This is a genomic window from Mesorhizobium sp. M0276 (assembly GCF_040321755.1).
In the GTDB taxonomy this organism is placed as follows: domain Bacteria; phylum Pseudomonadota; class Alphaproteobacteria; order Rhizobiales; family Rhizobiaceae; genus Mesorhizobium.
Map to the genome: position 1 here is coordinate 1 of NZ_JAMYSC010000023.1, position 24986 is coordinate 24986.

Here is a 24986-nt window from a genome sequence, read left to right on the forward strand (position 1 = left end):
CGATCATCCAGAGGTCCTTTCAGAATCGATTTCCGCACACCACACAAGAGTCCCTTTGTACTCATGTGCGATTCCCCTGCCCTTGTGGGGAGGGTCGCTGCGGAGCAGCGGGGTGGGGGTCCTGGTTCGCAAAGCGAACCAGCCTTGCCAGCTCAAGCCGCGTAGCGCGCGGCCAGCGCGGCGCTGGATGAGATCGCCGCGCTCGATTTCGACCTGCCGCCGGCCAGCTGAGCCGGCCGTACTACTCAGCCGGCATTGCAACCGTCCTGGCCGCCCAGCGGCCAGCCAGCAGGATGCCGAGCCCGACGATCGGGAAAGCTGCGGCGACAAGGCCGAGATCGGCCGGCGCGCCGTAGCGCAGCACGACGCCGCCGACCGCGGCACCCAACGCGACGCCCAGGTAGAGCGCCGAGGCGTTAAGCGACAGCACGATCGGGGCGGCATCGGGCGCCAGCTTGATGATGCGGCTCGCCTGCGCCGGTGGGAACGCCCAGCCGACTATGCCCCACGGCACCATCATCGCCATCAGCGCCGGCCCGGCAATATGGTGCGGCAGGAAGGTCGGGATGACCGACAGCAGGACCAGCATGCCGGCACTCAGCGCCAACGACCAACCGACGGTGCGGGTCGCGCCGAACCGGTCGGCTGCCTGGCCGCCGCCAATGTTGCCGATGACGGCGCCGACGCCGAAGGCGAGCAGCATGCCGGGCAGCGCGATCTGGCTGAGCCCGCCGCCCTCGATGGCGAGCGGCGCGACAAAGGCAAAGACGGTGAAGGCGCCGATCAGCGCCAGCACTGTCGTCAACAGGATCGGCATCACGCCGGGACGCAGCGCGGCAGCCAGCCTGCGCTTCAAGGGCAGCCTGGTGCCAACGATACCCTGCGGCAGCCGATACCACAGAATCGCGCCCGCAAGCGCGCCAAGGCCGGCGATGGCAAAGAAGGTGCCGCGCCAGCCGGCAATGGTGGCAACGAGCGCGCCGAGCGGCGCGCCGACGGCGACGGCCACCGTGGTGCCGCCGACGACGACGGCGATGGCACGGGCCCGGTGATGGTCATCGACCAGCGCCACCGCCGTGCCCTGCGCAGTTGCTGCGAACAGGCCCGACGACAGGGCCATGACGATGCGCGCGATCAACAGCAGTTCGAAGGAGGAACTCAAGGCGGCGGCGATATTGCCGAGCACGAAGAACACCAGTGTCCACAGGATCACGCGGCGCCGGTCCCATTCGCCGGTCAGCGTCGCCAGGATCGGCGTGCCGACCGCATAGGCGAGCGCGAAGGCAGTGATCAGCGTGCCGGCCAGCGGGATGGAGATGCCGGCATCCGCCGCGATGTCGGGCAGAAGGCTGGAGATGACGAAGCCTTCGGTCGAGATGGTGAACGATCCTAGTGCAAGCCAGAAGAGGCGCTTGTCCATGGGGCGATGTCCTTAGTTCAACAGTTATTGAACAATTGGACAGGAAAGGGCATGATGTCAATGAAGCGAGGGAAAATTAGCTGACCCCTCCTGACAGCCCTGTGTCAGCATGGATCACGCAGAACAGTGTGGACGGCTACGGCGGGATGGATGCGTTGAAATCGGCCGAAACTGCGCTTAGTTTCCAGCCATGACCTTGCCACACCCCAATACGGACCAGATCAGCCTGCCCATCGTGCTCGGCGTGCTCGGCGACCCGACCCGGCTCGCCATTGTGCGCTATCTCGCCAGCAAGGAAGGCGTACCGCTGAACTGCAGCCGGTTCCTCGATCTCGGCTCGAAGACCAATCTGAGCTACCACCTGGCCAAACTGCGCGAGGCCGGCGTCACCCGCGCCGAAGTGGTTGGCACCAACCGCATGATCACGCTGCGCCGCGCCGATCTCGACGCCCGCTTCCCCGGCCTGCTCGACAGCGTCATCGCCGCGGCCGGCGACGATCCGGCGCTGCCGGTGGTTGGTGCCCACGACATCGACGTGCCGGCGTAAGCCTGCAAAGCTTGATTGCTCTGCAAGGCCTGCCTTCTCGCTCGTCAACCCACGGAGCCGCCAAAAATGCGCATTGCCGTCCTCGCCGATATCCATGGCAATGTGCTGGCGTTGGACGCCGTGCTTGAGGATCTGCGCCAGCGCGGCGGCGCGGACCTGACCGTCAATCTCGGCGACAGCGTTTCCGGCCCGCTATGGCCGCGCGAGACGTTTGCGCGGCTGGAGGCGCTCAACCTGCCGACGGTGCGCGGCAACCACGATCGTCGCGTCGCCGCCGACCCGGCCGATGAGACCATGTGGGCCTCCGATGTCTATGCGCAGCAGCGGCTGACACAGGCGCAGCGCGAAGTCCTCTTCGAACAGCCGCTGACGCTGGAGATCGCGCCCGGCGTGATCGCCTTCCACGCCCGCCCGGACCACGACGAGAAATATCTCGTCGATACGATCGTCAATGGCCAGCTGGTGCGCGCTCCGCTGGCGGCGATCCGGCGCCGGCTGAAGCCGCTCGATCCCGGCTGCCGCATCGCACTGTGCGGCCACAGCCACCGGGCCGAGCTGATCCGCATCCCCGATGGTCCGGTCATCTTCAATCCCGGAAGCATCGGCTGCCCCGCCTATGATGATGCGACACCGCCTACGCATGTCTCCGAGCAAGGCTCGCCGCACGCCCGCTACGGCATCGTGACATTGGGTGACGCGGGCCAGCCCGACCGTTTCGAAAACATCGCGGTCAGCTACGACCATGAGGCAGCGGCGTGCCAAGCCGAACAGGCAGACCGGCCGGAATGGGCCCACGCGCTCAGGACGGGGTTCATGCCAGACTGAGCGAAGCTCATGCCTGGCTGAACGCACTTGCGTTCATGCCATCAGGCTGAGCGAAGCTCATGTCTGGCTGAACGCACTTGCGTTCATGCCGCCAGGCTGAACTGGTCGGGCTGGACCTCTGACGGCACGGCCAGAACGCGATCGAATTTTCGGGCTTACATGGCGGCGCCTCGTCCCTTATAAAACCGGCCGGGTACGCGGCGGGCTCGACCGGTCGCGGTATGATATCAGCGCACGGCCAAACGATGAGGCGCACAGTTACGCTCCGAACAACCCTGCATGCGCTGATTGCCGCTCCGCTGCTGATGGCGGCATGGCCTGTCCTCGGCCCCACCATGGCCGAAGAAGCGCCGGATCTCGTCATGTCCATCGTCACAGGCCTGGCGCCGGACGATCTGCTCAATCTCCGCACCAAGCCATCGCCGGTCGGCAAGACCGAGACACGCCTGGCCAGTGGCGCACGTGTGAAAAATCTCGGTTGCAACGACATTGACGGCCATCAGTGGTGCAAGGTTGAAACCGACGATGCGAAGGCCAGCGGCTGGGCGCCGGCGCGCTACCTCGTCCCCCTCAATCCGGCCCCCTATGTCGAAGGCGAAACAAAATCGGCGGATGCGCCGGTGGTTGCCTCCACTGGCGACGCGGCGGGCAAGCCGGACGCCGGAGCCGCCGCTGAGGCTGCGGCCCAGCCGCCGCCCGACCTGGCGGCGCGGCTTGGCGGCACCGGTCCGGCGACTGAAAGCATGCCGAAAACCGCCACCGAAATCGGCCGCGCCGCCATGCAGGATGCCTATGGCCTGGCACTGGCGGCGGCCGAAACCTCGCCTGCAGGAGATGTCCAGGACGCCGCGGCGTCACAGCCGACCGCTGCTGCCGCCGACGAGATCCCCTGCGCCCGCTATGTCGGCCAGCCGATGCAGCGCTGCAAGGTCAGCGCCGTGCGCACCGCCGACAAGGCCGACATCACCGTCACTTGGCCCGATGGCGGCACGCGCATCATCTCCTTCGTCGCCGGCAAGCCGGCCAGCTCCGACGCGCCCGGCGACTTCCGCTTCACCCGAGAAGGCAGCCTCAACATGATCCGCGTCGGGGTGTCGGAACGCTTCGAGATCACGGATCAGTTGGCGCTGGGGGATTAGGGATCAGGGATTGGGCAGTAGGGAATAGGCATTAGGCGCTTGAACGTCCCGTACTGCCTACCGCCCAATCCCTACTCCCTGCTCTCTCGCATTTTCGGGGTTACATCAGTCAAAACTCTTCCCTATAAGGCCCTCCTAGCCTGATACCAGAATCGCGAGCACAACCGGCCGGGTCTCCCCGTCCCGGTTTTTTGTGCAAGCCGCCCGCCGAACGGACCTGTGACATGCCAAGACGCACCGACATCAAGTCGATCCTGATCATCGGGGCCGGCCCCATCGTCATCGGCCAGGCCTGCGAGTTCGACTATTCAGGCACCCAGGCCTGCAAGGCGCTCAAGGAAGAGGGCTTCCGCGTCATCCTGGTCAATTCCAACCCGGCCACCATCATGACCGACCCGGAATTGGCCGACGCCACCTATATCGAGCCAATCACGCCTGAAGTGGTGGCCAAGATCATCGCCAAGGAGCGGCCCGACGCGCTGCTGCCGACCATGGGCGGCCAGACCGCGCTCAACACCGCTCTGTCGCTGCGCCGCATGGGCGTGCTGGAGCGCTACAATGTCGAGATGATCGGCGCCGACGCCACGGCCATCGACAAGGCCGAGGACCGCGCGCTGTTTCGCGAGGCGATGAAGAAGATCGGCTTGGAGACGCCGAAGTCGATGCTGGCCAACGCCACCGACGTCAAGAACACCGACCGCAAGACGCACGAGGCCGAGCGCGCCGCGCTGAAAGCCGAGAAGCCGGCCGATCTCGACGCCGCGCTCGATGCGCTGGAAACCCGCTGGAACCTCGGCGAAGGCGACCGCAAGCAGCGCTACATCAGTCATGGCATGGCGATTGCAGCCCAGGCGCTCGACCATGTCGGCCTGCCCGCAATCATCCGCCCATCCTTCACCATGGGCGGCACCGGCGGCGGCATCGCCTACAACCGCGCCGAATTCTACGAGATCGTCCAGTCCGGCCTCGACGCCTCGCCGACCACCGAAGTGCTGATCGAGGAAAGCGTGCTCGGCTGGAAGGAGTATGAGATGGAGGTTGTCCGCGACAAGGCGGACAATTGCATCATCGTCTGCTCGATCGAGAACATCGACCCGATGGGCGTGCACACCGGCGATTCGATCACCGTCGCCCCTGCCCTGACCTTGACCGACAAAGAGTACCAGATGATGCGCAACGCCTCGATCGCGGTGCTGCGCGAGATCGGCGTCGAGACCGGCGGCTCCAACGTGCAGTTCGCCGTCAATCCTGCGGACGGAAGGCTCGTCGTCATCGAGATGAACCCGCGCGTCTCGCGCAGCTCCGCCTTGGCTTCGAAGGCGACCGGTTTCCCGATTGCCAAGATCGCGGCCAAGCTCGCCGTCGGCTACACGCTGGACGAGCTGGAGAACGACATCACCGGCGGCGCGACGCCAGCCTCGTTCGAACCCAGCATCGACTATGTCGTGACGAAAATCCCGCGCTTTGCGTTTGAAAAGTTCCCCGGCGCCGAGCCGGTGCTCACCACCGCGATGAAGTCGGTCGGCGAGGTCATGGCCATCGGCCGCACCTTCCAGGAATCGCTGCAGAAGGCGCTACGCGGCCTCGAAACCGGCCTCACCGGCCTCGACGAGATCGAGATCCCCGGCCTCGGTTACGGTGCTGCGACCGCCAACCATGCCGACGACCGCAATGCCATCCGCGCAGCACTCGGCACGCCGACGCCCGACCGGCTGCGCATGGTGGCGCAGGCGATCCGCATGGGCACCTCGCTGGAAGACGTGCACGCCATGTGCAAGATCGACCCGTGGTTCCTCGAGCAGATCGCCGGCATCCTGGCCATGGAGGCCCGCATCCGCGAGCACGGCATCCCCGAGGATGCCGTCAACCTGCGTATGCTGAAAGCGATGGGTTTTTCGGACGCCCGCCTGGCGTCGCTGACCCGAACCGACATCGAAGTGATCGAGAAGGCGCGTGAAAAGCTCGACGTTCATCCGGTCTACAAGCGCATCGACACTTGCGCGGCCGAGTTCGCCTCGCCCACCGCTTACATGTACTCGACCTATGAAGTGCCGTTTGCCGGCGCGCTCGCCAACGAGGCGCAGGTCTCGTCGCGCAAGAAAGTCGTCATCCTCGGTGGCGGCCCCAACCGCATCGGCCAGGGCATCGAGTTCGACTATTGCTGCTGCCATGCCGCCTTTGCGCTGCGCGATGCCGGCTATGAGGCGATCATGATCAACTGCAACCCGGAGACGGTCTCGACCGACTACGACACCTCGGACCGGCTCTATTTCGAGCCGCTGACGGCGGAGGACGTGCTGGAGATCCTGCGCGCCGAACAGGCGTCGGGCGAACTGGTCGGCGTCATCGTCCAGTTCGGCGGCCAGACGCCGCTGAAGCTGGCCGATGCGCTCGAAAAAGCCGGCATCCCGATCCTCGGCACCTCGCCCGACATGATCGATCTGGCCGAGGACCGCGACCGCTTCCAGAAGCTGCTGCACAAGCTCGGCCTCAGCCAGCCAAAGAACGGCATTGCCTATTCGGTCGAGCAGGCCCGCCTCGTCGCCGGCGAGCTCGGTTTCCCGCTGGTGGTGCGCCCCTCCTATGTGCTCGGCGGCCGTGCCATGCAGATCATCCACAGCGAGGGCATGCTGCAAACCTATTTGCTCGACACCGTGCCCGGCCTGGTGCCGGAGGACATCAAGCAGAAATACCCCAACGACAAGACCGGCCAGATCAACACGCTCTTGGGCAAGAACCCGCTGCTGTTCGATACCTATCTCAGTGGCGCCATCGAGGTCGATGTCGATTGCCTCTGCGACGGCAAGGACACCTTCGTCTCCGGCATATTGGAGCATATCGAGGAAGCCGGCATCCATTCGGGCGACAGTGCCTGCTCGCTGCCGGTGCACTCGCTGCCTTCGGAACTGGTCGACGAGCTGGAGCGCCAGACGGCAGCCCTTGCCCGCGCGCTCAATGTCGGCGGCCTGATGAACGTGCAGTACGCGATCAAGGACGGCACGGTCTATGTGCTGGAGGTCAACCCGCGCGCGTCGCGCACCGTGCCCTTCGTCGCCAAGACCATCGGCCGACCGATCGCGAAAATTGCTGCCCGCATCATGGCCGGCGAGAAACTGGAAGACGCCTTCGCCCATTACGGCGCCATGCCCGACCCCAGGAACCCCGGTCACATCGCGGTCAAGGAAGCGGTGTTCCCCTTCGCCCGCTTCCCCGGCGTCGACATATTGCTCGGCCCGGAAATGCGCTCGACCGGCGAGGTCATGGGCCTCGACCGCGATTTTGCGCTCGCCTTCGCCAAGAGCCAGCTCGGCGCCGGCGTCGACCTGCCGCGCTCCGGCACGCTGTTCGTCTCGGTGCGCGACGAGGACAAGAAGGGCATATTGCCGGCGGTCAAGCGCCTCGCCGGCCTCGGCTTCAAGGTGCTGGCGACCTCAGGCACGCAGCGCTTTCTCGCGGAAAACGGCGTCGTCGCCGAGAAAATAAACAAGGTCCTGGAAGGCCGCCCCCACATCGAAGACGCCATCCGCAACCGCCAGGTGCAGATCGTCTTCAACACCACAGATGGCCAGAAGGCGGTATCGGACTCGAAATCGCTGCGCCGCGCCACGCTGATGCAGAAGGTGCCGTATTACACGACGCTATCGGGTGCCGCGGCTGTGGCGGAAGCGATTGCGGCGCTGAAGGCGGGGAGCCTGGAGGTGAGGCCGCTGCAGGAGTATTTTGCTTAAGCGATTAGCTCCCTTCTCCCCGTTCAAGGGGGAGAACGTGCCGGCAGGCAGATGAGGGACGGCGCCGACATTGAGACCCCAGCATCAAGAATGCTGCGTCCACGACGCTCGTCTGGCCATTGTTGAAATCTAATGCTTCGTATTCAATGACAACGGCGGAAAACGGTGGAAAGCGGCCCTTCAGCTGGCTCATCTCTCATGGAAAACTCGTAAGGGAAAACCAGCAATCTGTGAATGCGCTTCTTAAGTGGCTACAGTCGATCAAAGATGCAATCTTTAAGCTCTTGGAATACTGGCATCTCAGCGACTAGATACTTTGACAGAGCGATCTTGAAAACGTCGGCATTGATACTGGCTTTAATGCCGCAAAAATTCTTGATTCGCTGCGTGTCGTCCTTGAGATTCTGGTCGTTAATGTCGGTTACGAAGGCATCGTAGGCCGCCTCTTCAAAAGCCAGCCCCTCTCCGAGGCAATACGCTTTCAATACATCTTTGTCGTATAGATAATTCTCAATCTCCCATCGCTTAAGAACTCTGTGATTTTTTTGATTTGTACTCAGATACACCTGTCGATCGTTCTCGGTCGTAGCCTTTCCTGATGCCATGTCGCGATCTTTAAGTACCCAGATGGCAACCGTAGGAAACACCTTCCCGAGCACGGCTAGCGCAATCGCGCTGCGTTGATCAGGCTCGGTATTTCCTCCACTTGAGGTAAACAGCGCTTCAGGATGGGATTGCGCGAAGATGCTGTTGAAGGCCTGCGCATCCATTCCCTTTTCCCGCCCACCCGCGCCAGGCTCCGCTCTCCCCTCGCAGTAAATGATGATCGACGGGCTCACGAGATGGGCCAAATCATCCAACGCGATGGCGAATAGGTCGCGCCATGTACCCGGACCGATCTTGACTGGCGTCAAGGTGCGAGGCTCTGACGCCAGACTATATTCGGGACGGAATTGAATGATCTGACACTTGTCCTGCATCTTTGTCTGCAAGGCCTTAAGGAAGCCGATGCTGTGCGTTGTGAGCCAAATCTGACAGTTAGGGCCGACAAGCCTGTCAATTTCTACAAGTAGGTTTCCTTGTATCGATGTATTTATGTGTAATTCCGGTTCATCTATGAGAAATACCGTATCCTGATAATCATCTTTTCTTAAGTAAAGATCGAGAAGTATATCAACAACCTCTTTTTCCCCCGAAGAAAGAACATTGAAATCAAACTCCTTTGGATGATCTTTCTTTTTGAAATAAATTGTCCCTTTATTCCCCTCCACATTCCCTATGTTGTCAATATGCAAATCAAGGCACCTCTCGATGGAGGCATTTAGATCACCGATGATTTTGGCTTTAGCTTCACTCGGTTTAACATCGTTGTCATCGCGATAACGATTATACACGGCATAAAGACGCCGGTAATTTTCTTCCATTTTGGCATCTAGGCTCGACGCATCGCCTGCGCCATACGAGTTCAGCTTGATTTCCGGGACAGCTCTCGTCTCTGCGATTTTCAGTTGACTGTTGTAGCGGTATGGACTGCGGAACGAAAAGATCGTGTTTGAGCTCCCGGTTGCTTGCCTTGCCTGGTGGATTTTAGCGAAGTTTCCATCTTCGAATTGAACCTCTATGTCCTGCCAACTTGAATCCGCTCCGGTCATCGAGTGGTAGCTAGGATCCCGACCACTACGCTGTCCAAGTTGCTGATGCGCGTTTGCGTGGTGCAGAAGGCCATCCAACACGCTGCTCTTTCCGCAACCGTTCGGACCCACCAAAGCAACGATGCGGGCAGGGGTCGGGCCTAGATCAATGGTGAGATCGTGAAAACGCTTGTAGCCGTTCTTGAGCCTGATTTTGGTGATGAACATTAATACCTACAAGTTGATTGTTGCCATCGCTCCTCGAGTTCTAACACAAAACAAATTTCGGAGAAGTGTGTGAAGTATTTTGATGCGCATCAGGTTTAGATTCGAAGCCGACGTTCCCAGCGGCTGATACGAACGTCGGAAAGGTCATTTCCGCTATTCCTGGGGATATCACGCATTGAGTTTTCAACACTACCGACACTCACGCCACTGCCACGCACTCGATCTCGATATCAAACTCCATCGGCCAAGAAGCCACCGGCACAAAACTCCGCGCCGGCGGGTTCGTCGAAAAATACTTCGCATAGACCCGGTTGATGGCGTTGTAGAAGCCCGAATTGACGGCGTAGATGCGCACCATCACCACGTTGTCCAGCGAAGTGCCGGCCGCTTCCAGGCAGTGTTTCAGCGCCTTGAGCGACGCCTCGGTCTGCGTTTCGATATCTCCGCGCACCATCTCGCCGGTCACCATGTCCACCGGCGGTGTCGCCGAGATGAACACGAAGCCGTTGGCCTTGACCGCTGTCGAGCAGGGAAGGCCGAGCGCCCGCACCTTGTCCGACATGACCGGCACTTCGATGATTTCTTTCTTCATGGTGGTTCTCCTCCCCTTTGTTGGACAGGTTGGCGCAAAGGCCCCCTCACCCAGCCTCCGCTTCGCTCGGCTGACCTCTCCCCGAGGGGAGAGGAGACTTGCAACGTCGGCGCCTTCCTCTTCTCCCCAGCGGGGAGAAGGTGGCCGCGCAGCGGTCGGATGAGGGGGTCTTTTGCGTGAACCTCTGATTTCAGGGAGCTTGTCCCGGCACTGGCGGAACGCCAGCGCCGACGCATGGTCCAGGCCTCAACCCGTCGCCACGCACTCGATCTCGATATCGAACTCCATCGGCCACGACGCCACCGGCACGAAGGTCCGCGACGGCGGGTTTTCGGGAAAATGCCTGGCATAGACCCGGTTGATGGCGTTGTAGAAGCCGGAATTGACGGCGTAGATGCGCACCATCACCACGTTGTCGAGCGAAGTACCCGCCGCTTCCAGGCAATGCTTCAGCGCCTTCAGCGACGCCTCGGTCTGGGTTTCGATGTCGCCCTTGACCAGCCTGCCGGTCGCAATATCGAGCGGCGGCATGCCGGACACGAAGACCAGCCCGGCGGCCCTGGTCACCAGCGACAGCGGCAAGCCAAGCGCCCGCACGGCCGCCGACAGCACCGGCACTTCGATGATTTCCTTCTTCATGGCAATCCTCCCTTGTTTGCAGGAGCTTATCCTGGCACGGGCGGAACGCCAGCGCCGTTCTTCCCTTCCCTTCTCCCCCTGTGGGAGAAGGAAGATGCGGCGCTAGAGAAAACCGATGAACCGTCCGGCGAAAAGCACTGAAGTCCACAGCAGAATCGAAAGCACGGCCAGGGCGGTCCCGCCTGCCGGTTCGTCGCTGCCTGTCGCGCGGCAAAGGCGCAGGAAGGCGAGCAGGTTGACGCCGGCAACAAGGATGAGTGTCATCTTGGCGAGGAAGATCGGCATCGCCGCATAGGTGCTCGCCCTCACCGAAAACAGCAGCGAGCCTGTGACAAGCGCACCCGCGAACGCCGCCAATGCGATCCGGCGCAGCAGCGCGACGAATGCCGCATACGGCAGCGAGCGGAAGGCGCCGCAGATCCTGAGGTCCATCAGAACGACGCTGGTCAGCAGCGCGCCGATCGACATGATGTGGAGCGCATTGACCACGGGGTAGGCAACGAAGGAGGCCTTCAGCCAACGCGCGAAGGCAAGTTGCTCGATACCGGCGAGGAACTCCGCCATCTAGGCCGGTGGCACACGCTCTGGATGGACATCGTATGTCTCGCCATTGACGATGATGCGCACCGCCTTCATGCGCTTTTCGGTCGCCTCGAGCGAGCGGTTGCCGATCGCGGTTACCTCGTCGCCGACCTTGGCAACATCCTCCGTGAAGCCGGCGGCGATCGTTCGGGATGCCGGCGCCAACTCCACCCGCCAGGCCTGTCCCTCGGCGTCGACATCCAGCGTGGCATGCGGATTGCCGATATAGATGGCCGTGATCTTGCCCCTGAGTTCGAAAAAGCCGTCCTGCGTCCACGACCAGCCATGATGGGCATAGGCCGCGGTGCCGGCGGCGAGGATCACGGCCACCGTCAGCGCGACGCCGCGAATTGCGTTGAAAGGTGACTGCATCACTCGTCTCCTCGGTTCGTTCAGCAGGCAATCGAGAGTAGGACGCGGCACGGCAAGGTCAAATCACATCGGGCGAAAGACCGGCACGGCTAGGCGCCCACTTGTGATGCTTGGTTTTGCCAAACGGGCTGGCGTTCACCGCAGCACTCTACGGCGCCCCCGTAGAGCGCGGACTTGAACCGCCTTCAACCCTGGTGCGCGACCGCCAGTTCCTTTACGTGCCTTTCGTGCATCTTCAGCGTCGGCAGCGTCTTCTTGGCGAATTCCTTCATCGCCGGCTCGTCGCCCGACTTTGCATAGGCGCTGAACAGCGCGACGGCTTCCTTGTGGGCGTTGGTCTGCATCTCGATGTATTTCGCCTGGAACTGACCGCCGGTTGCGCCCTTCAGCTCATCGAGCATCTTCTGCTCCTTGGGCTGCAATGCCGGACCGGAAGGCGCCGTGGCCGAGGTTGTCTGGCCCAGGCTGAGAGCCGTCTTGAAATCCTCGCCGGCCTTGGTGTGATCGGCGATCATCTGCTTGGCGAATGCCTTGACATCGGCGTCGGTCGCCTGTTGCTCGGCGAGCTTGCTGGACTGGATCTCGAACTCATTGGCGCTTGGCACCATTTTGATGAAGGTCGAAGTGTCGACCTTGGTCGTGGCGACAAGCGGCGCGACCGTCGTCGATTGGGCAAAGGCGGGCGCGCCGCCCAGCAATGCCGCGGCGGTAAGGACAAGAAGGGGCTTCATGGCATGTCTCCGGGTTTGAACTATCCCTCGGACAATCCAACGCGGTTAAAGCGACGAGGTTGCGCGGACATCTTTTCTCGCCAAACGACGGCACTTCAATGGCAGCAAGCCTCGCCATATTGCAGCTGTTCGTGCCAGTTCGGCCGGCCTTCCGGCGTGAAATCCATCAGGTTCCACAGGATCTCGCAGGTGCCGATGGCGCGCGGGTCCTGGTCGGGCTCCGGTGCCGCGAAGCCGAGCTCGGAAGACCAGAAATGGCGGATGCCATCCGCGTCACGATGGAATACCGACAGCAGCGGGATCTGCGCGCCGTCGGCATCCTCGGCATTGTAGTCGCGCTTGAAGCTGTTGTTGGCCGAAGATACCAGCCGCATGTTGCGCCAGTCCCTGTCGCGGCCGAGCGTGACCAGGTTTTCGAGCGCGGTCTTGCCCACCACGACGAAATTGAAGCCGGCGGCCTCGAGATGGCCGACCGCGCCGTCGAACTGGTCGAGCAGCGCCGTACAGGACGGGCATGGCTGGTCCTGTCGCGCAAGCTTCGCCGTGCCGCCGCTGGCGGCCACGTCGCGCTTTTCCTGCGGATGGCGCGGAAACATCATGTTGTATAGAATCAGGCTGTTCTTGCCCGGCGCGAACAGCTCCGACAGTTTTATTTTCGCGGGCCTGCCTTCGGTGTCCAGCTCGTCGAACTCATAGTCCTGGCGGACCAGTCCGCCCGGCGGCAGCGCCCGCCGTGCCTCGGCCACGGCCTCCATGGCGCGGCGCAGCTCGATTTCCTTGCGCAGCAGTTTTTCACGCGCGGTGCGGTATCTGGCGGATTCGTTGGGAAAGGTGATCATGACAGTCTCCTTGGATCGTCGCGCCGGCGTCCCGGCACGGTTGCTCTGCGACCCAAGGACGTCTCGCGGCCGTCGGATCCGACATTTGCGCAGGAGCGCGGCGACGAAGCCTTCCCGAAAAGATTGGACGGACGCTACCGCGCTTGGGGCACAGGGCAGTCGGTGTCGGCATCCTTGCAATTGAGGTAGCCTTGCAGGTCCTTCAGCCTGCTGTTGGTGAGGGACGCCCGGCAGGAAGCCACGACCATCGGATACATGCTGCCCGCATCGGCAGGCGGGCCACCCTGGAAATTGCATTCGGCGTCGCGGAAAGCGATCCAGGCGCGCTGCGCATTGACCAGCAGCTTCTTCGACGCCGCATTGTCCTTCAGCCTGCCCTCGATCTGCCGGTAGGCGTCGTTGAGCTTCTTGTCGGCGGCGTCGAATGCCTTGCCGGCGCATTCGTTCATGGTCGCCTGGTCCTGCGCGTTGGCGCAGTCGTCGGCGGCCCGCGCGGTGCCGGCATAGAGCGGAACGGCGAGTATCAGGGTGGCAAGGCTGGAGAGCAGAAACCGCATCATGTTTCCTCCGGTTCAGCAACGCCCCACGCCGGCGAAGCTTAGCAACCGGCCGAGTGCAGGCAAGATGCGGCCTGCCGCGTTGGTGGACAGTTCCTTTACTTGCCCGGTTCTCGCGGCAGCTCGGCAAGACGCGCCGCAGGTTGACTGCCGCCTCACCCCTTGACGCCACCGGCGGTGAGACCGGAGACGATCTTGCGCTGGAAGATCAGGACCAGCACCACCAGCGGCGCCGTGACGATCACCGACGCTGCCATGATGTTGCCCCATGGGATCTCGAACTGCGAGTTGCCGGAGAGCAGCGCGATCGCCACCGGCACGGTCCGCTGCGCGTTGTTGGAGGTGAATGTCAGGGCAAAGAGGAACTCGTTCCACGCACCGATGAAGGCCAGCAGCCCGGTGGTCGCCAGCGCCGGCCACATCAGTGGCAGGAACACTTGCGTGATGATGATCCACGGCGTCGCGCCGTCGAGGATCGCCGCCTCCTCGACCTCGACCGGCAGGTCGCGGACGAAGGTTGTGAGCACCCAGACGGTGAAGGGCAAGGTGAAGATCATGTAGGAGAAGATCAGCGCGAACAGCGAATTGTAGAGGCCGAACATGCGGACCAATTCGAACAGCCCGGCCAGCAGCGCCACCTGCGGGAACATCGAGACCGACAGGATGGTGAACAGCAGGGCCGAGCGGCCGCGAAACCGGATGCGTGCCAGCGCATAGGCTGATGTGACGCCGAGCAACAGCGACAGCGCGACGACCGCGCCCGAGACGAACAGCGAATTTATGAGATTGCGCACGAAGCTGCCCTCGGTCAGCACATTCCGGTAGTTGGCAAGACTGACCGTCGTCGGCCACAGATCGGCCCGGAACAGGTCGGTGCCCGATTTCAGGCTGGTGACGATGGCGTAGTAGAACGGGAACACCGCGACGAAGACGATTGCGCCGACCAGCAGATAAAAGGCCGTGCGCTTCAGGATCCACATGTCAGCGGCCTCCGTCCAGGCTTATCCGGCCGATCCGGATATAGGCGATGGTGAGCAAGGCGAGGATGAGGAAGAGCAAGGTCGAGGCGGCGGAGCCATAGGCGAACTTGTCGAACTCGAACAGGTTCTCGCGGGCGAACACCGACATCGACTTGGTGTGCACATTGTTGGGCGTCAGCACATAGATCAGGTCGAAGATGCGCAGCGCGTCGAGCGCGCGGAAGATCACGGCCACCATCACCGCCGGACGGATGAGCGGCAACGTCACCCACCAGAAGATCTGCCACGGGTTGGCGCCGTCGAGTCTGGCGACCTCGATGATCTCCCTCGGCAGCATCTGCAGCGCGGCCAGGATGAGCAGCGCCATGAATGGTGTCGTTTTCCAGATATCGACGATGAGGATCGCCACCATCGCCGTGTCGGCGTTGGCCGTCCAGGCGATCTTGGCGCTGGTCAGGCCGAGGTTGAGCAACACGACGTTGATGATGCCGAACTGGTCGTTGAGCATCCACTGCCACATCTTCGCCGAGACGATCGTCGGAATGGCCCAGGGGATCAGGATCGCCGCCCTGACGATGCCGCGACCAGGGAATTTGGCATTGAGAACCAGGGCAACGATCATGCCGAGGATCGTCTCGCAGGTAACCGAGATCACCGCGAAGCGCGCCGTATTCCAGACGGCACGCCACCAGACCGGATCAACCAGCAGACCATCGTAGAGGACCCGCCCGCTCGGCATGCTGAACACCGAGAAATAATTGGCGAAGCCGACCCATTGGCGTGCGTCGAGGTCGGCCAGCGAGGCGTCGGTGAAGCTGAAGTAAACCGTGCGGGCGAGCGGCCAGCCGGCCGCCGCGGCGAGCACCAGAAGCATTGGCGTCAGGAAAAGCCAGGCCGAGCGAACGCGCTGAGCCGTCAACGACGAGTGCGCAGCCCTGGCTGTTTCAGGTTCCATTCTTATCATCTCGCACCCGCTCGTTGCGGCTCCGCCAGGCGGATGCCCCAGCATCGTCGCGTCACCAGCCTCGGCCCTTCAGCTTGGTCAGCATTGCTTCGAGGTCGGCCAGATTGTCGGTGGCAGTGCCGTCGCCCGAGAGCGTGTTGTGAACGGCGTTCCAGAACTGGCTCGACGCCTCGTTGTATTTGATCCTGGTCGCGGCCGAGGGGCGCGGCACCGCGTTGAGAAAGATCTGCTTCCAGCGCGGAACGATCGGCTGTTGCCGGGCGATGTCGGCATCGTCATACAGCGCCTGGATGGTCGGCAGGTTGGACGTCTTCAGCGTGCGGTATTTCTGCATCGCGGGCGAGGCGATGAACTTGACCAGCTCGATCGCGGCATCCCGATGCTTCGAATATTTGGAGACGGCGAGGTTCCAACCGCCCAGCGTCGCGATCGGCCGGGCGCCTTCGCCCGTGCCGGCCGGCAGCGGCGCCACGTCGAATTTGCCCTTGATCGGCGAGCCCCCGCCGTTGCCGAGCGCGTAGGCATAGGGCCAGTTGCGCATGAACACCGCGTTGCCGGTCTGCCACACGCCGCGCGATTCCTCTTCCTGGTAGGCAAGCACGCCGGGCGGCGCGATGGTCCCGACCCAGCCCCTGGCCATATCGAGCACCGCCGCCGCATTTGGGTTGTTGATGGAGATGGAGCCGTCCGGCTCGATGATCTGGCCGCCGCCACTCGACATCACCCATTCGAGCGCGTTGCAGGTCAGGCCCTCATAGGCGTTGCCCTGGAAGACGAAGCCCCAGATATCCCGATTGCCCGCCGCACGCTCCCTGTCCATGACCAGCTTGGCGGTGTCTGCCAGCTCCTTCCAGGTCGTCGGCACCTTGGCGCCGTATTTGTCGAGCAGATCCTTGCGGTAGTAGAGCGCCGGCGCATCGGTGAAGATCGGCAGCGCGACGAGCTTGCCGTTGACCGTCTGCGACTGGATGATCGACGGGAAATGGGCGCCGACGACATCCTTGGTCGCGGCGGTCAGATCGACCAGCTGGCTGGCGAGCTGCGGCGCCCAGATCACGTCCGTCTGATAGACGTCGATGTCGCTGTTTCCCGCGGCGAGCCAAAGCCGGTATTGGCCGAACTGGTCGGTCCCGGACGTCGGCATGACGACGATGCCGACTTTGTTGCCGCTGTCCTTCTCGTAACGGTCGAGGATCTCGCGCAGCACCTTGATGCCGTCGCCCGTATCGCCCGACACGATCGACAGCTCGACGGCCTGCGCGGGCGTACCGACCAGCATGGCGGCCATGCCGAGCGCCAGAAATGCGTGAAAAAGCTTCATGGTGGTGGATGTCCCTCCGCCGCCGGCGACGGAAAATCCTCCCACGAACCGGCAGCTTGTCAGACCCCACCCTGCAATGAATGCGGAGCGACGCTTTGAGTTCCCAAATCACGCGGCTGGAACGGTTTCAGGCGTGCGGCGGAACCAGCGTCTCGTCGAGGATCTTGCGCAGCCGGATGTCGTTCAAAGCCGGCGCACGCGGTTCAGGCATCGCGCTCAGGCGTCGGGCTGCAGGCGGCGTCGCTGACGGTCGACACCAAGGCCGGTCGCCTCGAGCAGGCCCTTGCGCTTGGCGTCGAAATAATAGCCGGTCTGATAGAGCCAGTCGGCCTTCTTGGCGTTGCCGCCGGCCACCAACCAGGCGCCGCGCAGATATTTGACCGCGTATTTCAGATTGGTCTCGGCGTCGAACAGGCCCTTGGCCGGTCCGTCATAGCCCATGCCGCGCGCCGTCGCGTGCTTGATCTGCATCAACCCCCAATGGCCATTGTTGTAGGCTTTCGGGTTGAAGGTGCTCTCGCGGTTGACGACGTGGCGCACCAGGTCCACCGGCACCTGATAGAGGGCGGCATATTTCTCGATCAGCCTTTCGACATCGCCACGCACGCCCGTCGCATGTTCTTCGGTCGGCCCGAACGGACCCTGCACCAGGGCGGCCGGGTTCTGCGGCACGATATAGGCGACCTGCTGGACGCCGGGCATCCGGTCGCCCTTGGCGGTCGCCGGCATCACCAGCCCCGCGGTCGTATAGGTCTCGGCAGCCCGGATCGGCTCGCCCGCACTGGCCGGCGCAGGCGCCTGCCAGGCATTGGCGGTCATCACGGCAGGCACGGCTGGTGCCGCCGGCGTCGAACCGGCAAAGGCGGCGGTCACTGCCGCCGATTGCGCTGCGGGATCGAGCGGCAGCTCGGCCGTCTGAACGGGCGCAATACCGGAGGATTCCGGCAGCACAGAAACCGTCTCCGGCAGCGGCACGGTGAAGCCGGCATCAGTGCCGGCGACGGTCGCGGTTTCGGTAAGAGCCGGCGCGGACTTCATCTGCGAGGTCGACGTGCAACCGCTGATGCCGGCGGCGGCCAGGATCACGCCGATCGCTATAAGGTTGAATTTTGCTGGCAAGCCGAGCTCGGGTCCGATTTGTCGGGGTGTTAAGAAAATCCCTTACACCAGCGATTCATGACCGGCAATCGGGGCCATCAGCTGGTTTTCGGGTGGCAAGACTTGGCTCCCGATGCCATATTGTTCTGGATATGTACTGGGTCGAATCCCGGTTTTCTCCACTTTGCGGAAAGGAACGCATCATGGACGCGACGTCTTCGATCACGGCCGGCCACGCGGTGTTAGAAACAGTGATCGGTTTCATGGGCATTGCCTGGAGTGAAAAGGGCCTGATCCGGCTCTGTCTGCCCGAACGCAGCCGCGAAGCGGTGGAGCGGCGCTTGCTGCGCCATGGCGGTGTTTCCGCCTCCACGGCCCAGCCGCCATGGGTGGTCGAGTTGATCGCCTCGATCAAGGCCTACGCGGCGGGCGAGGACGTCGATTTCTCCGGCGTGCCGGTCGATCTCGACGGCGTCGACGATTTCCGCCTCGCCATCTACGAAGCGGCGCGAAAACTCTCCTTCGGCGAAACCACCACCTATGGAGAGCTGGCCAAGACGGCCGGCCATGCCGGACTCGCCCGCGAAACCGGGGCCGCCCTCGGCGCCAATCCGGTGCCGCTGGTCATTCCTTGCCACCGCATCCTAGCGGCCGGCGGCAAGATCGGCGGCTTCTCGGCACCGGGCGGTTCGGTCACCAAGGAGAAGATGCTGGCCATGGAAGGCGTGCGCGTCGGCCCGCCGCCACCGGCACAGGTTTCCTTCGGGTTCTGACGCGGACAGGTTCTAGTTGTTGTGGAAGAACCGCCTGCGGAAATGCCGGTCATTGTCCGGACGCTTGCAGTTATAGACGGGACAGGACTTGGTGTCGGCGCTCGGCACGTAGGCGCGCGTCCTCACCTCGCCCATGGTGCAGAATTGCTGGCTCTGCACATAGCGGTCGTAGAGCGGCAATCCCGGCACCCGCGTCGACTGGTAGCGCAGGATGACGGCGCCTTGCCGGGCTATCGTCGTCTGAACCTTGCCGCAGCTCATATGCGTCGGATCGTAGCGCGAGATCGCCTGCGCCTCGGCCGCCACCAGCGTCAGGCAGGCGGCAAGCAGAATGGTTTTCATGGTCTTCTCCCCTGGTCGCCGCTCAAGGACAGCGTGACCTGCCGCAACGTTTTCAGCAGATTGGGGCAGCCGTTGGGCAGCCCCTCGATCACGGCTTTCTCACGCAGTCTTGTATTTTATGCGAAACCAGCCTATATGCCTTCCATTGATATTTCGGCCGATCGATCCGGGCCTCGCGATCTTCGCGTTTGCTGACGTCTATCTCCAAAATCTCGATGCACACCGGCTGGACTTCGGTCTGGTCAAACTAAAGCAAATGTTGAAGGACTATTAAAAATGGCAACTGGAACGGTCAAGTGGTTCAACGCCACCAAGGGCTTCGGCTTCATTCAGCCTGACGCAGGCGGCGCGGACGTTTTCGTCCATATCTCCGCTGTCGAGCGTGCTGGACTGTCGACCTTGGTCGAAGGCCAGAAGATCAACTTCGAGATCGAGCAGGACCGCCGCACTGGCAAGTCGTCCGCTGGATCTCTGAGCAAGGCAGCCTGATTTTGCGATAGCGCGCGCCGGGCGAGAGCCCGGGGCGCGCGGCAAGTCACGGATGTACTGACAGTCGCGCGAGAAGCGCGCCGGAGCGGAAAGACCCGACAAGCTGGATCAGCGGATAGCTGCCAGCCCGGACCGGACGCTCCCGATCAGGCTACCATGGAAGGCGGGATTTTTCCCGCCTTTTTGCTGTCTGGGGTTTAACGCCGACGGCCAGGAGCTATAGTCCCACCTCTGGTGACACTTTTGACCCAATTTGTGGTACTATTCAGCCATGACCAAGCTTGAGCAAATCGAAAAATCCGTCGCCGAACTGAGCGCTGAGGAACTGAAGGCGTTTGCCGCCTGGTTCGAGGCGCTTCGGGCGGACATGTGGGATCGGCAGATCGAAGCCGACGCGAAGGCGGGCCGATTGGACAAGCTTGCCGAACAGGCACTGGCGGATCATCGCGCTGGCCGGACGCGCCCTCTGTGAATCACGTCGCCTCCCCATCGTTCCGGAGGCCACTGCGTTTCAAACAAGTTGGACGATATTGGTCGGCGCGAGTTGACGACAATTACCGAGCTGTTGCCATCCGCATCAATGATGACGTGATCTGGTTCTGGATCGGCACCCATGCTGATTACGATCATCTCCTGAAGTAACCAATACTCCTGGCCAAGGCCGCAAGCCCGATCAGGCGTCGCGCCTATCTCTGCGCCCAATCGGAGCAATGGCGATGGCGTAAGGACAAAGACTACCCCAGCCACTCGATCGGCACATGCCCCGGATCCGCCTCCACTCGGGCAAGCCAGGCGGCGACCGCCGGATAGGCGTCGAGCTGGAAGCCGCCCTGCTCCGCCGTATGGGTATAGGCATAGAGCGCGATGTCGGCGACGCTGAGCGCGCCGCCGGCGAAGAAGGCATTGTCTTCCAGATGCTTGTTCATCACGCCGAGCGCCTTGTTGCCGCGCTCCAGGGTCACCGCCAGCCGCTCCGGCGTCGCATCCGCGGCTCTTTCAGGGAAAGTCAGCAGCGCCTTGCGCACGGCGATGTAAGGCTCGTGGCTATACTGTTCGAAGAACAGCCATTGATAGGCGAGCCCCCGCTCGTATCTGCCCACCGGCAGGAATCGCGTGCCTTCGGCGAGATAGAGCAGGATGGCGTTGGACTCGGCCAGCCGCCGGCCATCATCGAGCTCGAGCAACGGCACCATGGCATTCGGATTCTTGGCGACAAAATCGGCTTTGCGCGTATCGCCGGTGTGCGAACTCACCTCGACATTGGTGAAGGCAAGGCCAAGCTTGGCCATCAGCAGGCGCGGCTTGTAGCAATTGCCGCTGTCGATCATGCCGTAAAGTATCATGGCTGTTCCCCGGAGCGCCGTCTCTGCTGCCGCGATTATCGCAGCGGCGGCGCCCTCAACCAATGATTTGTTTTGGTACGACGATCAGCGCCGCTGATACCGGCGACCTATTAGCCAAACAACGGGACGACATTGCCGACATTGCCAAGTAGCGTGTCGATGTGCAGCGGCTTTTCATCAAATATGGTGCCGGCGAGCGCGGGACGGGCGAGGAGAAAACCCTGCAGCAGGTCAACGCCGCCTTCGAGCGCGACGCGCAGATGGGTGGGCTGCTCGATACCTTCGACCAGCACCTTGGCGCCGCGATCATGCAGGCTGGAAACCAGCGGGCGGAAGAACCGTTCGGCGGCGGCGTGGCGGCAGAACTCCGCGAACCAGGTGCCGTCGATCTTGACGATATCGGGCTTGAGCAGGCTCACCCGCTCCTCGGTCGAGTGCCCGGTGCCGAAATCGTCGATGGCGATGCGGATGCCATCATGCCGCATTTCGCGCACCAGCCGGGCGAGAAGTGCGTCATCGGCCGCCTGCTCGGTGATTTCGCAGACCAGCATGCCCGGCGCCAGGCCGAAATCGCCGAGGTGTCTGCTCATCAGCCGGATCTCGGCCAGCGCCCGCCCGGGATGGTCGTTGATCAGCGGATTGTAGTTGAAGAACAGGTCGAGTCCCTCGACGCCGATGTTGCGAAAATTCATGAGGTGCAGCGCGCGGCACATGGTCTCGACAAACAGCCGGTCCGAGGCGGCAATGCTGTCGAAGAAAACCCGTGGCGCACCGGGGCGGCCGGCACGGTGCGGCTCGATCAGGGCTTCGACCGCGACAGCATGAAGGAACCGGCCGCGCGGCGCGAAAATCGGCTGATAGGCGCTGCGCAGCCGGAACTCGCCATGGATGCCGTATGCGATACCGACTTCATCGACCTGGATCGCATCGCCGACATTGCGCCGCCGCTCAAGCCTCATGGCGCCACCCGGCGCCCGAAGGCCTTCACGGGCCGCGCCGAGGGGGTTGCCACGGCAGGGGCAGCCGTGTCGGCGGCAGCGGCGGCGGGGGCCTGCCTGTTCTTGTCGAAGACGCGAAAGCTGGTCGGCGCCAGTTCGGGCCGCGCCAGCACGAAACCCTGCACCATCGATGCTCCCGATTTCTCGGCAAGCTCCAATTGCCAGCTCTCCTCGATACCTTCGAACACCGTCCGGATGCCTTGCGCCTCGAAGCTTCTCACCATGGTGGTCAAGAGCGCGAAGCCGGCGCCGGATTCCATCAGCTGCGTTATCCAATAGGCATCGAACTTGACGATATCGGGCTTCAACTCCCTGACGCGGTTGATGTCGGAATCGTCGGCGCCATAATCGTCGACGGCAATGCGAAAGCCGTTGGCTTTCAGTGCCGCGACGAAACTGTGCAGGGTTTCCTGCGACGCAGAGCGCTGCTCGGTCACTTCGCAGACGACCCGGCGTGGATCGATGCCGGCCTCATGCAGCACCAGCCGCATTTCGCGCAAGGCGGCGTCGGCAACGGGGCGTTCGGTGAACACCGACGGGTCGAAATTGATGAAAATCGACGCCTCTTGTGGCAGGCAGGCGCCGGCGTTCAGAAGATGCAGCGTCCTCGTCAGCGCCTCGATATGCAAACGGTCGGCGGCCGGGCAGGTCGAGAAGAAATTCATCGGCGATTGCGGCTCGCCGTCGCGGAACGGCCGGATCAGCCCTTCGAACGCGACCACCGACAGTTTGCCTTCGTTGAAGGCGAAGATCGGCTGGAAGGCGCTCTGCAGCGTGTAGATGCCCCAGACACCGGTGGAGGTGCCGTCGTCCTGACGGATGATGTGGGCAAGCCCGATGCTGCGCGACACTGTTCCTCGCCTCCGCGAACCGGCGGAATTGGTCTGCGATCCTGTCACTCAAGCCTCTACCGCTCGTTAATGAATTTATTGTTGCCGATCACCGGTCCCGATCACGGGTCATTGACGGCTGGATCAGCCGACAATGCTTGCACTGCGCGAAATCATGCGACATGAGAAGCGCCGCGGCCGCTCCTGGTCGCACCGATCTTCCATGGAGACGTTCAAGGTCATGGCTTTTCTTGCCGACACCCTTTCCCGCGTAAAGCCTTCGGCCACCATCGCGGTGACGCAGAAAGCGCGCGAGCTGAAAAATGCCGGCCGTGACATTATCGGCCTCGGCGCCGGCGAGCCGGATTTCGATACGCCTGACAACATCAAGAATGCGGCGATCGAGGCGATCCGCCGGGGCGAGACCAAGTATCCGCCGGTTTCGGGCATCGTGCCGCTGCGCGAGGCGATCTCGAAGAAATTCAACCGCGAGAACAATCTCGACTACAAGCCCGAGCAGACCATCGTCGGCACCGGCGGCAAGCAGATCCTGTTCAACGCCTTCATGGCGACCCTGAATCCGGGCGACGAGGTCATCATTCCGCGTCCCTACTGGGTCAGCTATCCCGAGATGGTGGCGATCTGCGGCGGCACCTCGGTGTTTGCCGACACCTCGATCGACAACGGCTTCAAGCTGACCGCTTCTGTGCTGGAAAAGGCGATCACGCCGCGCACAAAGTGGCTGCTGATGAACTCGCCGTCGAACCCGTCGGGCGCCGCCTACACCGAGGCTGAACTGCGCGCGCTCGCCGACGTGCTGTTGAAGCACCCGCATGTCTGGACGCTGACCGACGACATGTACGAGCACCTGACCTATGGCGATTTTGTCTTCAAGACCATCGCCGAGGTCGAGCCGAAACTCTACGACCGCACGCTGACCATGAATGGCGTGTCGAAAGCCTATGCCATGACCGGCTGGCGCATCGGCTATGCGGCCGGTCCCGTCCAGTTGATCAAGGCGATGGATATGATCCAGGGCCAGCAGACATCAGGTGCCTGCACCATCGCGCAATGGGCCTCCGTCGAGGCGCTCAACGGCCCCCAGGACTTCATCGCCAGGAACAAGGCGATATTTCAAGGCAGGCGCGATCTCGTCGTCTCGATGCTCAACCAGGCGCGCGGCATCACCTGTCCGTCTCCGGAGGGTGCCTTCTATGTCTATCCGTCCTGCGCCCAGCTGATCGGCAAGAAGACAAAAGCCGGCAAGCTGATCGACACCGACGAGACCTTCTGCTCGGAACTGCTCGAGGCCGAGGGTGTCGCCGTAGTGTTCGGCTCGGCTTTCGGACTTGGCCCCAACTTCCGCATCTCCTACGCCACCTCGGAGACACTGCTGGAAGAAGCCTGCACGCGCATCCAGCGTTTCACGGCATCACTGACCTGACTAGGCCGGCACTTAAACAGTAAACCCGGCTTCACCGCCGGGTTTCTGATCGGGCCGTCAGCCCTGCTTCGCCTCTTTGGCCGAGCGCGCCTCGGACGGCGACCAGCAGCGATGGTGGGGAACGCTGCAATCGCCGCCGTCAGCGTCGCGGCGTTGGAGCCCGCCGGGCTCGGCTCTCAGCCGCCATATTGCTCCGAGGTCACCGCCTCCAGCCAATCGGCATGGACGCCGTCAAGGGCTTCCTGCATGGCGATATGCGTCATCTCCGATGTCGACGACGCGCCATGCCAATGCTTTTCACCGGGGGCGAACGAGATGACGTCGCCCGCCCTGATCTCCTGGACCGGTTCGCCCCATGTCTGCGCGAGACCGGCGCCCACGGTAACATAGAGTGTCTGACCAAGCGGATGCGTGTGCCAGTGCGTGCGCGCGCCCGGCTCGAAGCTGACCAGCGTGGCCCGCAGCCGCGCCGGCGGCTCTTTCTCGATGATCGGCGTCTGCAACACCCGGCCGGTGAAATACTTGTCTGGCGCTATGATGGTCGGCACGCTACCGCAGGCAATGATCTTCATGG

26 protein-coding genes are annotated in these 24986 nt (G+C 62.7%); 8 read left to right on the forward strand and 18 right to left on the reverse strand.

Annotation, left to right across the window (positions count from 1 at the left end; translation table 11 throughout):
* Positions 1 to 241: 241 nt before the first annotated feature.
* On the reverse strand, positions 242 to 1420 hold the full coding sequence (locus NKJ01_RS18860; RefSeq protein WP_352730051.1) for an MFS transporter: 1179 nt from the start codon (positions 1418 to 1420) through the stop codon (positions 242 to 244).
* 190 nt (positions 1421 to 1610) lie between these two features.
* Between NKJ01_RS18860 and NKJ01_RS18865 the strand changes: the two genes are divergently transcribed.
* From NKJ01_RS18865 to carB, 4 genes are all read left to right on the forward strand, one after another.
* Positions 1611 to 1967 (forward strand): ArsR/SmtB family transcription factor, encoded by a 357-nt coding sequence (locus tag NKJ01_RS18865; protein ID WP_352608474.1) that lies wholly within the window; start codon positions 1611 to 1613, stop codon positions 1965 to 1967.
* A gap of 66 nt (positions 1968 to 2033) precedes the next feature.
* A complete protein-coding gene (locus tag NKJ01_RS18870) occupies positions 2034 to 2792 on the forward strand; it encodes a metallophosphoesterase family protein (RefSeq protein WP_352730053.1) in 759 nt (252 codons plus the stop codon).
* Positions 2793 to 3037: 245 nt separating this feature from the next.
* Positions 3038 to 3931 carry an SH3 domain-containing protein gene (locus tag NKJ01_RS18875; protein ID WP_352730055.1) on the forward strand — a complete coding sequence of 298 codons (894 nt, stop codon included), beginning with the start codon at positions 3038 to 3040 and terminating at the stop codon, positions 3929 to 3931.
* A 224-nt stretch (positions 3932 to 4155) separates the two neighbouring features.
* Positions 4156 to 7659 carry a carbamoyl-phosphate synthase large subunit gene (gene carB / locus NKJ01_RS18880; protein ID WP_352730057.1) on the forward strand — a complete coding sequence of 1168 codons (3504 nt, stop codon included), beginning with the start codon at positions 4156 to 4158 and terminating at the stop codon, positions 7657 to 7659.
* Between the two features lie 251 nt (positions 7660 to 7910).
* Here the strand turns inward: carB and NKJ01_RS18885 are convergent, their stop codons facing one another.
* The 12 genes from NKJ01_RS18885 to NKJ01_RS18945 all read right to left on the reverse strand — a co-directional run bounded on the left by NKJ01_RS18885 (position 7911) and on the right by NKJ01_RS18945 (position 18214).
* The gene (locus tag NKJ01_RS18885; RefSeq protein WP_352730059.1) at positions 7911 to 9518 is read right to left on the reverse strand and encodes an AAA family ATPase; all 1608 of its coding nucleotides are present in this window, start codon (positions 9516 to 9518) and stop codon (positions 7911 to 7913) included.
* A gap of 199 nt (positions 9519 to 9717) precedes the next feature.
* Positions 9718 to 10110, reverse strand: a complete 393-nt coding sequence (locus NKJ01_RS18890; RefSeq protein WP_352730061.1) for a RidA family protein — start codon at positions 10108 to 10110, stop codon at positions 9718 to 9720.
* Between the two features lie 246 nt (positions 10111 to 10356).
* Positions 10357 to 10749, reverse strand: coding sequence for a RidA family protein (locus NKJ01_RS18895; RefSeq protein ID WP_352730063.1), 393 nt, complete (start codon positions 10747 to 10749; stop codon positions 10357 to 10359).
* 102 nt (positions 10750 to 10851) lie between these two features.
* Complete coding sequence (locus tag NKJ01_RS18900; RefSeq protein ID WP_352730064.1) at positions 10852 to 11313, reverse strand: DUF6644 family protein; 462 nt, start codon at positions 11311 to 11313, stop codon at positions 10852 to 10854.
* Positions 11314 to 11703 (reverse strand): DUF6152 family protein, encoded by a 390-nt coding sequence (locus NKJ01_RS18905; protein ID WP_352730066.1) that lies wholly within the window; start codon positions 11701 to 11703, stop codon positions 11314 to 11316.
* Between the two features lie 185 nt (positions 11704 to 11888).
* On the reverse strand, positions 11889 to 12434 hold the full coding sequence (locus NKJ01_RS18910; RefSeq protein ID WP_352730068.1) for a DUF4142 domain-containing protein: 546 nt from the start codon (positions 12432 to 12434) through the stop codon (positions 11889 to 11891).
* 95 nt (positions 12435 to 12529) lie between these two features.
* Positions 12530 to 13273: a DUF899 family protein gene (locus tag NKJ01_RS18915; RefSeq protein ID WP_352730070.1), complete on the reverse strand. Its 744-nt coding sequence runs from the start codon at positions 13271 to 13273 to the stop codon at positions 12530 to 12532.
* A gap of 134 nt (positions 13274 to 13407) precedes the next feature.
* Positions 13408 to 13833, reverse strand: coding sequence for a lysozyme inhibitor LprI family protein (locus NKJ01_RS18920; RefSeq protein WP_352730072.1), 426 nt, complete (start codon positions 13831 to 13833; stop codon positions 13408 to 13410).
* Positions 13834 to 13985: 152 nt separating this feature from the next.
* Positions 13986 to 14810, reverse strand: a complete 825-nt coding sequence (locus NKJ01_RS18925) for a carbohydrate ABC transporter permease (protein ID WP_352730074.1) — start codon at positions 14808 to 14810, stop codon at positions 13986 to 13988.
* A gap of 1 nt (position 14811) precedes the next feature.
* Positions 14812 to 15774, reverse strand: a complete 963-nt coding sequence (locus NKJ01_RS18930; RefSeq protein ID WP_352730076.1) for a carbohydrate ABC transporter permease — start codon at positions 15772 to 15774, stop codon at positions 14812 to 14814.
* A gap of 52 nt (positions 15775 to 15826) precedes the next feature.
* On the reverse strand, positions 15827 to 17095 hold the full coding sequence (locus tag NKJ01_RS18935) for an ABC transporter substrate-binding protein (RefSeq protein ID WP_352730078.1): 1269 nt from the start codon (positions 17093 to 17095) through the stop codon (positions 15827 to 15829).
* A gap of 216 nt (positions 17096 to 17311) precedes the next feature.
* Positions 17312 to 18214, reverse strand: coding sequence for a transglycosylase SLT domain-containing protein (locus NKJ01_RS18945; protein ID WP_352730080.1), 903 nt, complete (start codon positions 18212 to 18214; stop codon positions 17312 to 17314).
* A gap of 182 nt (positions 18215 to 18396) precedes the next feature.
* Here NKJ01_RS18945 and NKJ01_RS18950 point away from each other — a divergent pair, with 182 nt between their 5' ends.
* Entirely contained in the window at positions 18397 to 18966 is a 570-nt protein-coding gene (locus NKJ01_RS18950) for a methylated-DNA--[protein]-cysteine S-methyltransferase (RefSeq protein ID WP_352730082.1), read from the forward strand.
* A gap of 12 nt (positions 18967 to 18978) precedes the next feature.
* Here NKJ01_RS18950 and NKJ01_RS18955 read toward each other — a convergent pair whose 3' ends face one another.
* Positions 18979 to 19308: a hypothetical protein gene (locus tag NKJ01_RS18955; RefSeq protein WP_352608493.1), complete on the reverse strand. Its 330-nt coding sequence runs from the start codon at positions 19306 to 19308 to the stop codon at positions 18979 to 18981.
* A gap of 276 nt (positions 19309 to 19584) precedes the next feature.
* Between NKJ01_RS18955 and NKJ01_RS18960 the strand changes: the two genes are divergently transcribed.
* Together NKJ01_RS18960 and NKJ01_RS18965 are read left to right on the forward strand one after the other, a co-directional pair.
* On the forward strand, positions 19585 to 19797 hold the full coding sequence (locus NKJ01_RS18960; protein WP_010910991.1) for a cold-shock protein: 213 nt from the start codon (positions 19585 to 19587) through the stop codon (positions 19795 to 19797).
* A gap of 271 nt (positions 19798 to 20068) precedes the next feature.
* Positions 20069 to 20269, forward strand: coding sequence for a hypothetical protein (locus tag NKJ01_RS18965; protein ID WP_023809724.1), 201 nt, complete (start codon positions 20069 to 20071; stop codon positions 20267 to 20269).
* 262 nt (positions 20270 to 20531) lie between these two features.
* Here the strand turns inward: NKJ01_RS18965 and NKJ01_RS18970 are convergent, their stop codons facing one another.
* From NKJ01_RS18970 to NKJ01_RS18980, 3 genes are all read right to left on the reverse strand, one after another.
* Positions 20532 to 21140, reverse strand: a complete 609-nt coding sequence (locus NKJ01_RS18970; protein ID WP_352730084.1) for a glutathione S-transferase family protein — start codon at positions 21138 to 21140, stop codon at positions 20532 to 20534.
* A gap of 110 nt (positions 21141 to 21250) precedes the next feature.
* On the reverse strand, positions 21251 to 22099 hold the full coding sequence (locus NKJ01_RS18975; protein WP_352730086.1) for an EAL domain-containing protein: 849 nt from the start codon (positions 22097 to 22099) through the stop codon (positions 21251 to 21253).
* On the reverse strand, positions 22096 to 22989 hold the full coding sequence (locus NKJ01_RS18980; RefSeq protein WP_352730088.1) for an EAL domain-containing protein: 894 nt from the start codon (positions 22987 to 22989) through the stop codon (positions 22096 to 22098). Before NKJ01_RS18980 ends, NKJ01_RS18975 begins: the two co-directional genes overlap by 4 nt.
* 220 nt (positions 22990 to 23209) lie before the next feature.
* Between NKJ01_RS18980 and NKJ01_RS18985 the strand changes: the two genes are divergently transcribed.
* Complete coding sequence (locus NKJ01_RS18985) at positions 23210 to 24412, forward strand: pyridoxal phosphate-dependent aminotransferase (RefSeq protein WP_352730191.1); 1203 nt, start codon at positions 23210 to 23212, stop codon at positions 24410 to 24412.
* A 176-nt stretch (positions 24413 to 24588) separates the two neighbouring features.
* Here the strand turns inward: NKJ01_RS18985 and NKJ01_RS18990 are convergent, their stop codons facing one another.
* Complete coding sequence (locus NKJ01_RS18990; RefSeq protein ID WP_352730090.1) at positions 24589 to 24984, reverse strand: (R)-mandelonitrile lyase; 396 nt, start codon at positions 24982 to 24984, stop codon at positions 24589 to 24591.
* Positions 24985 to 24986: the final 2 nt, after the last annotated feature.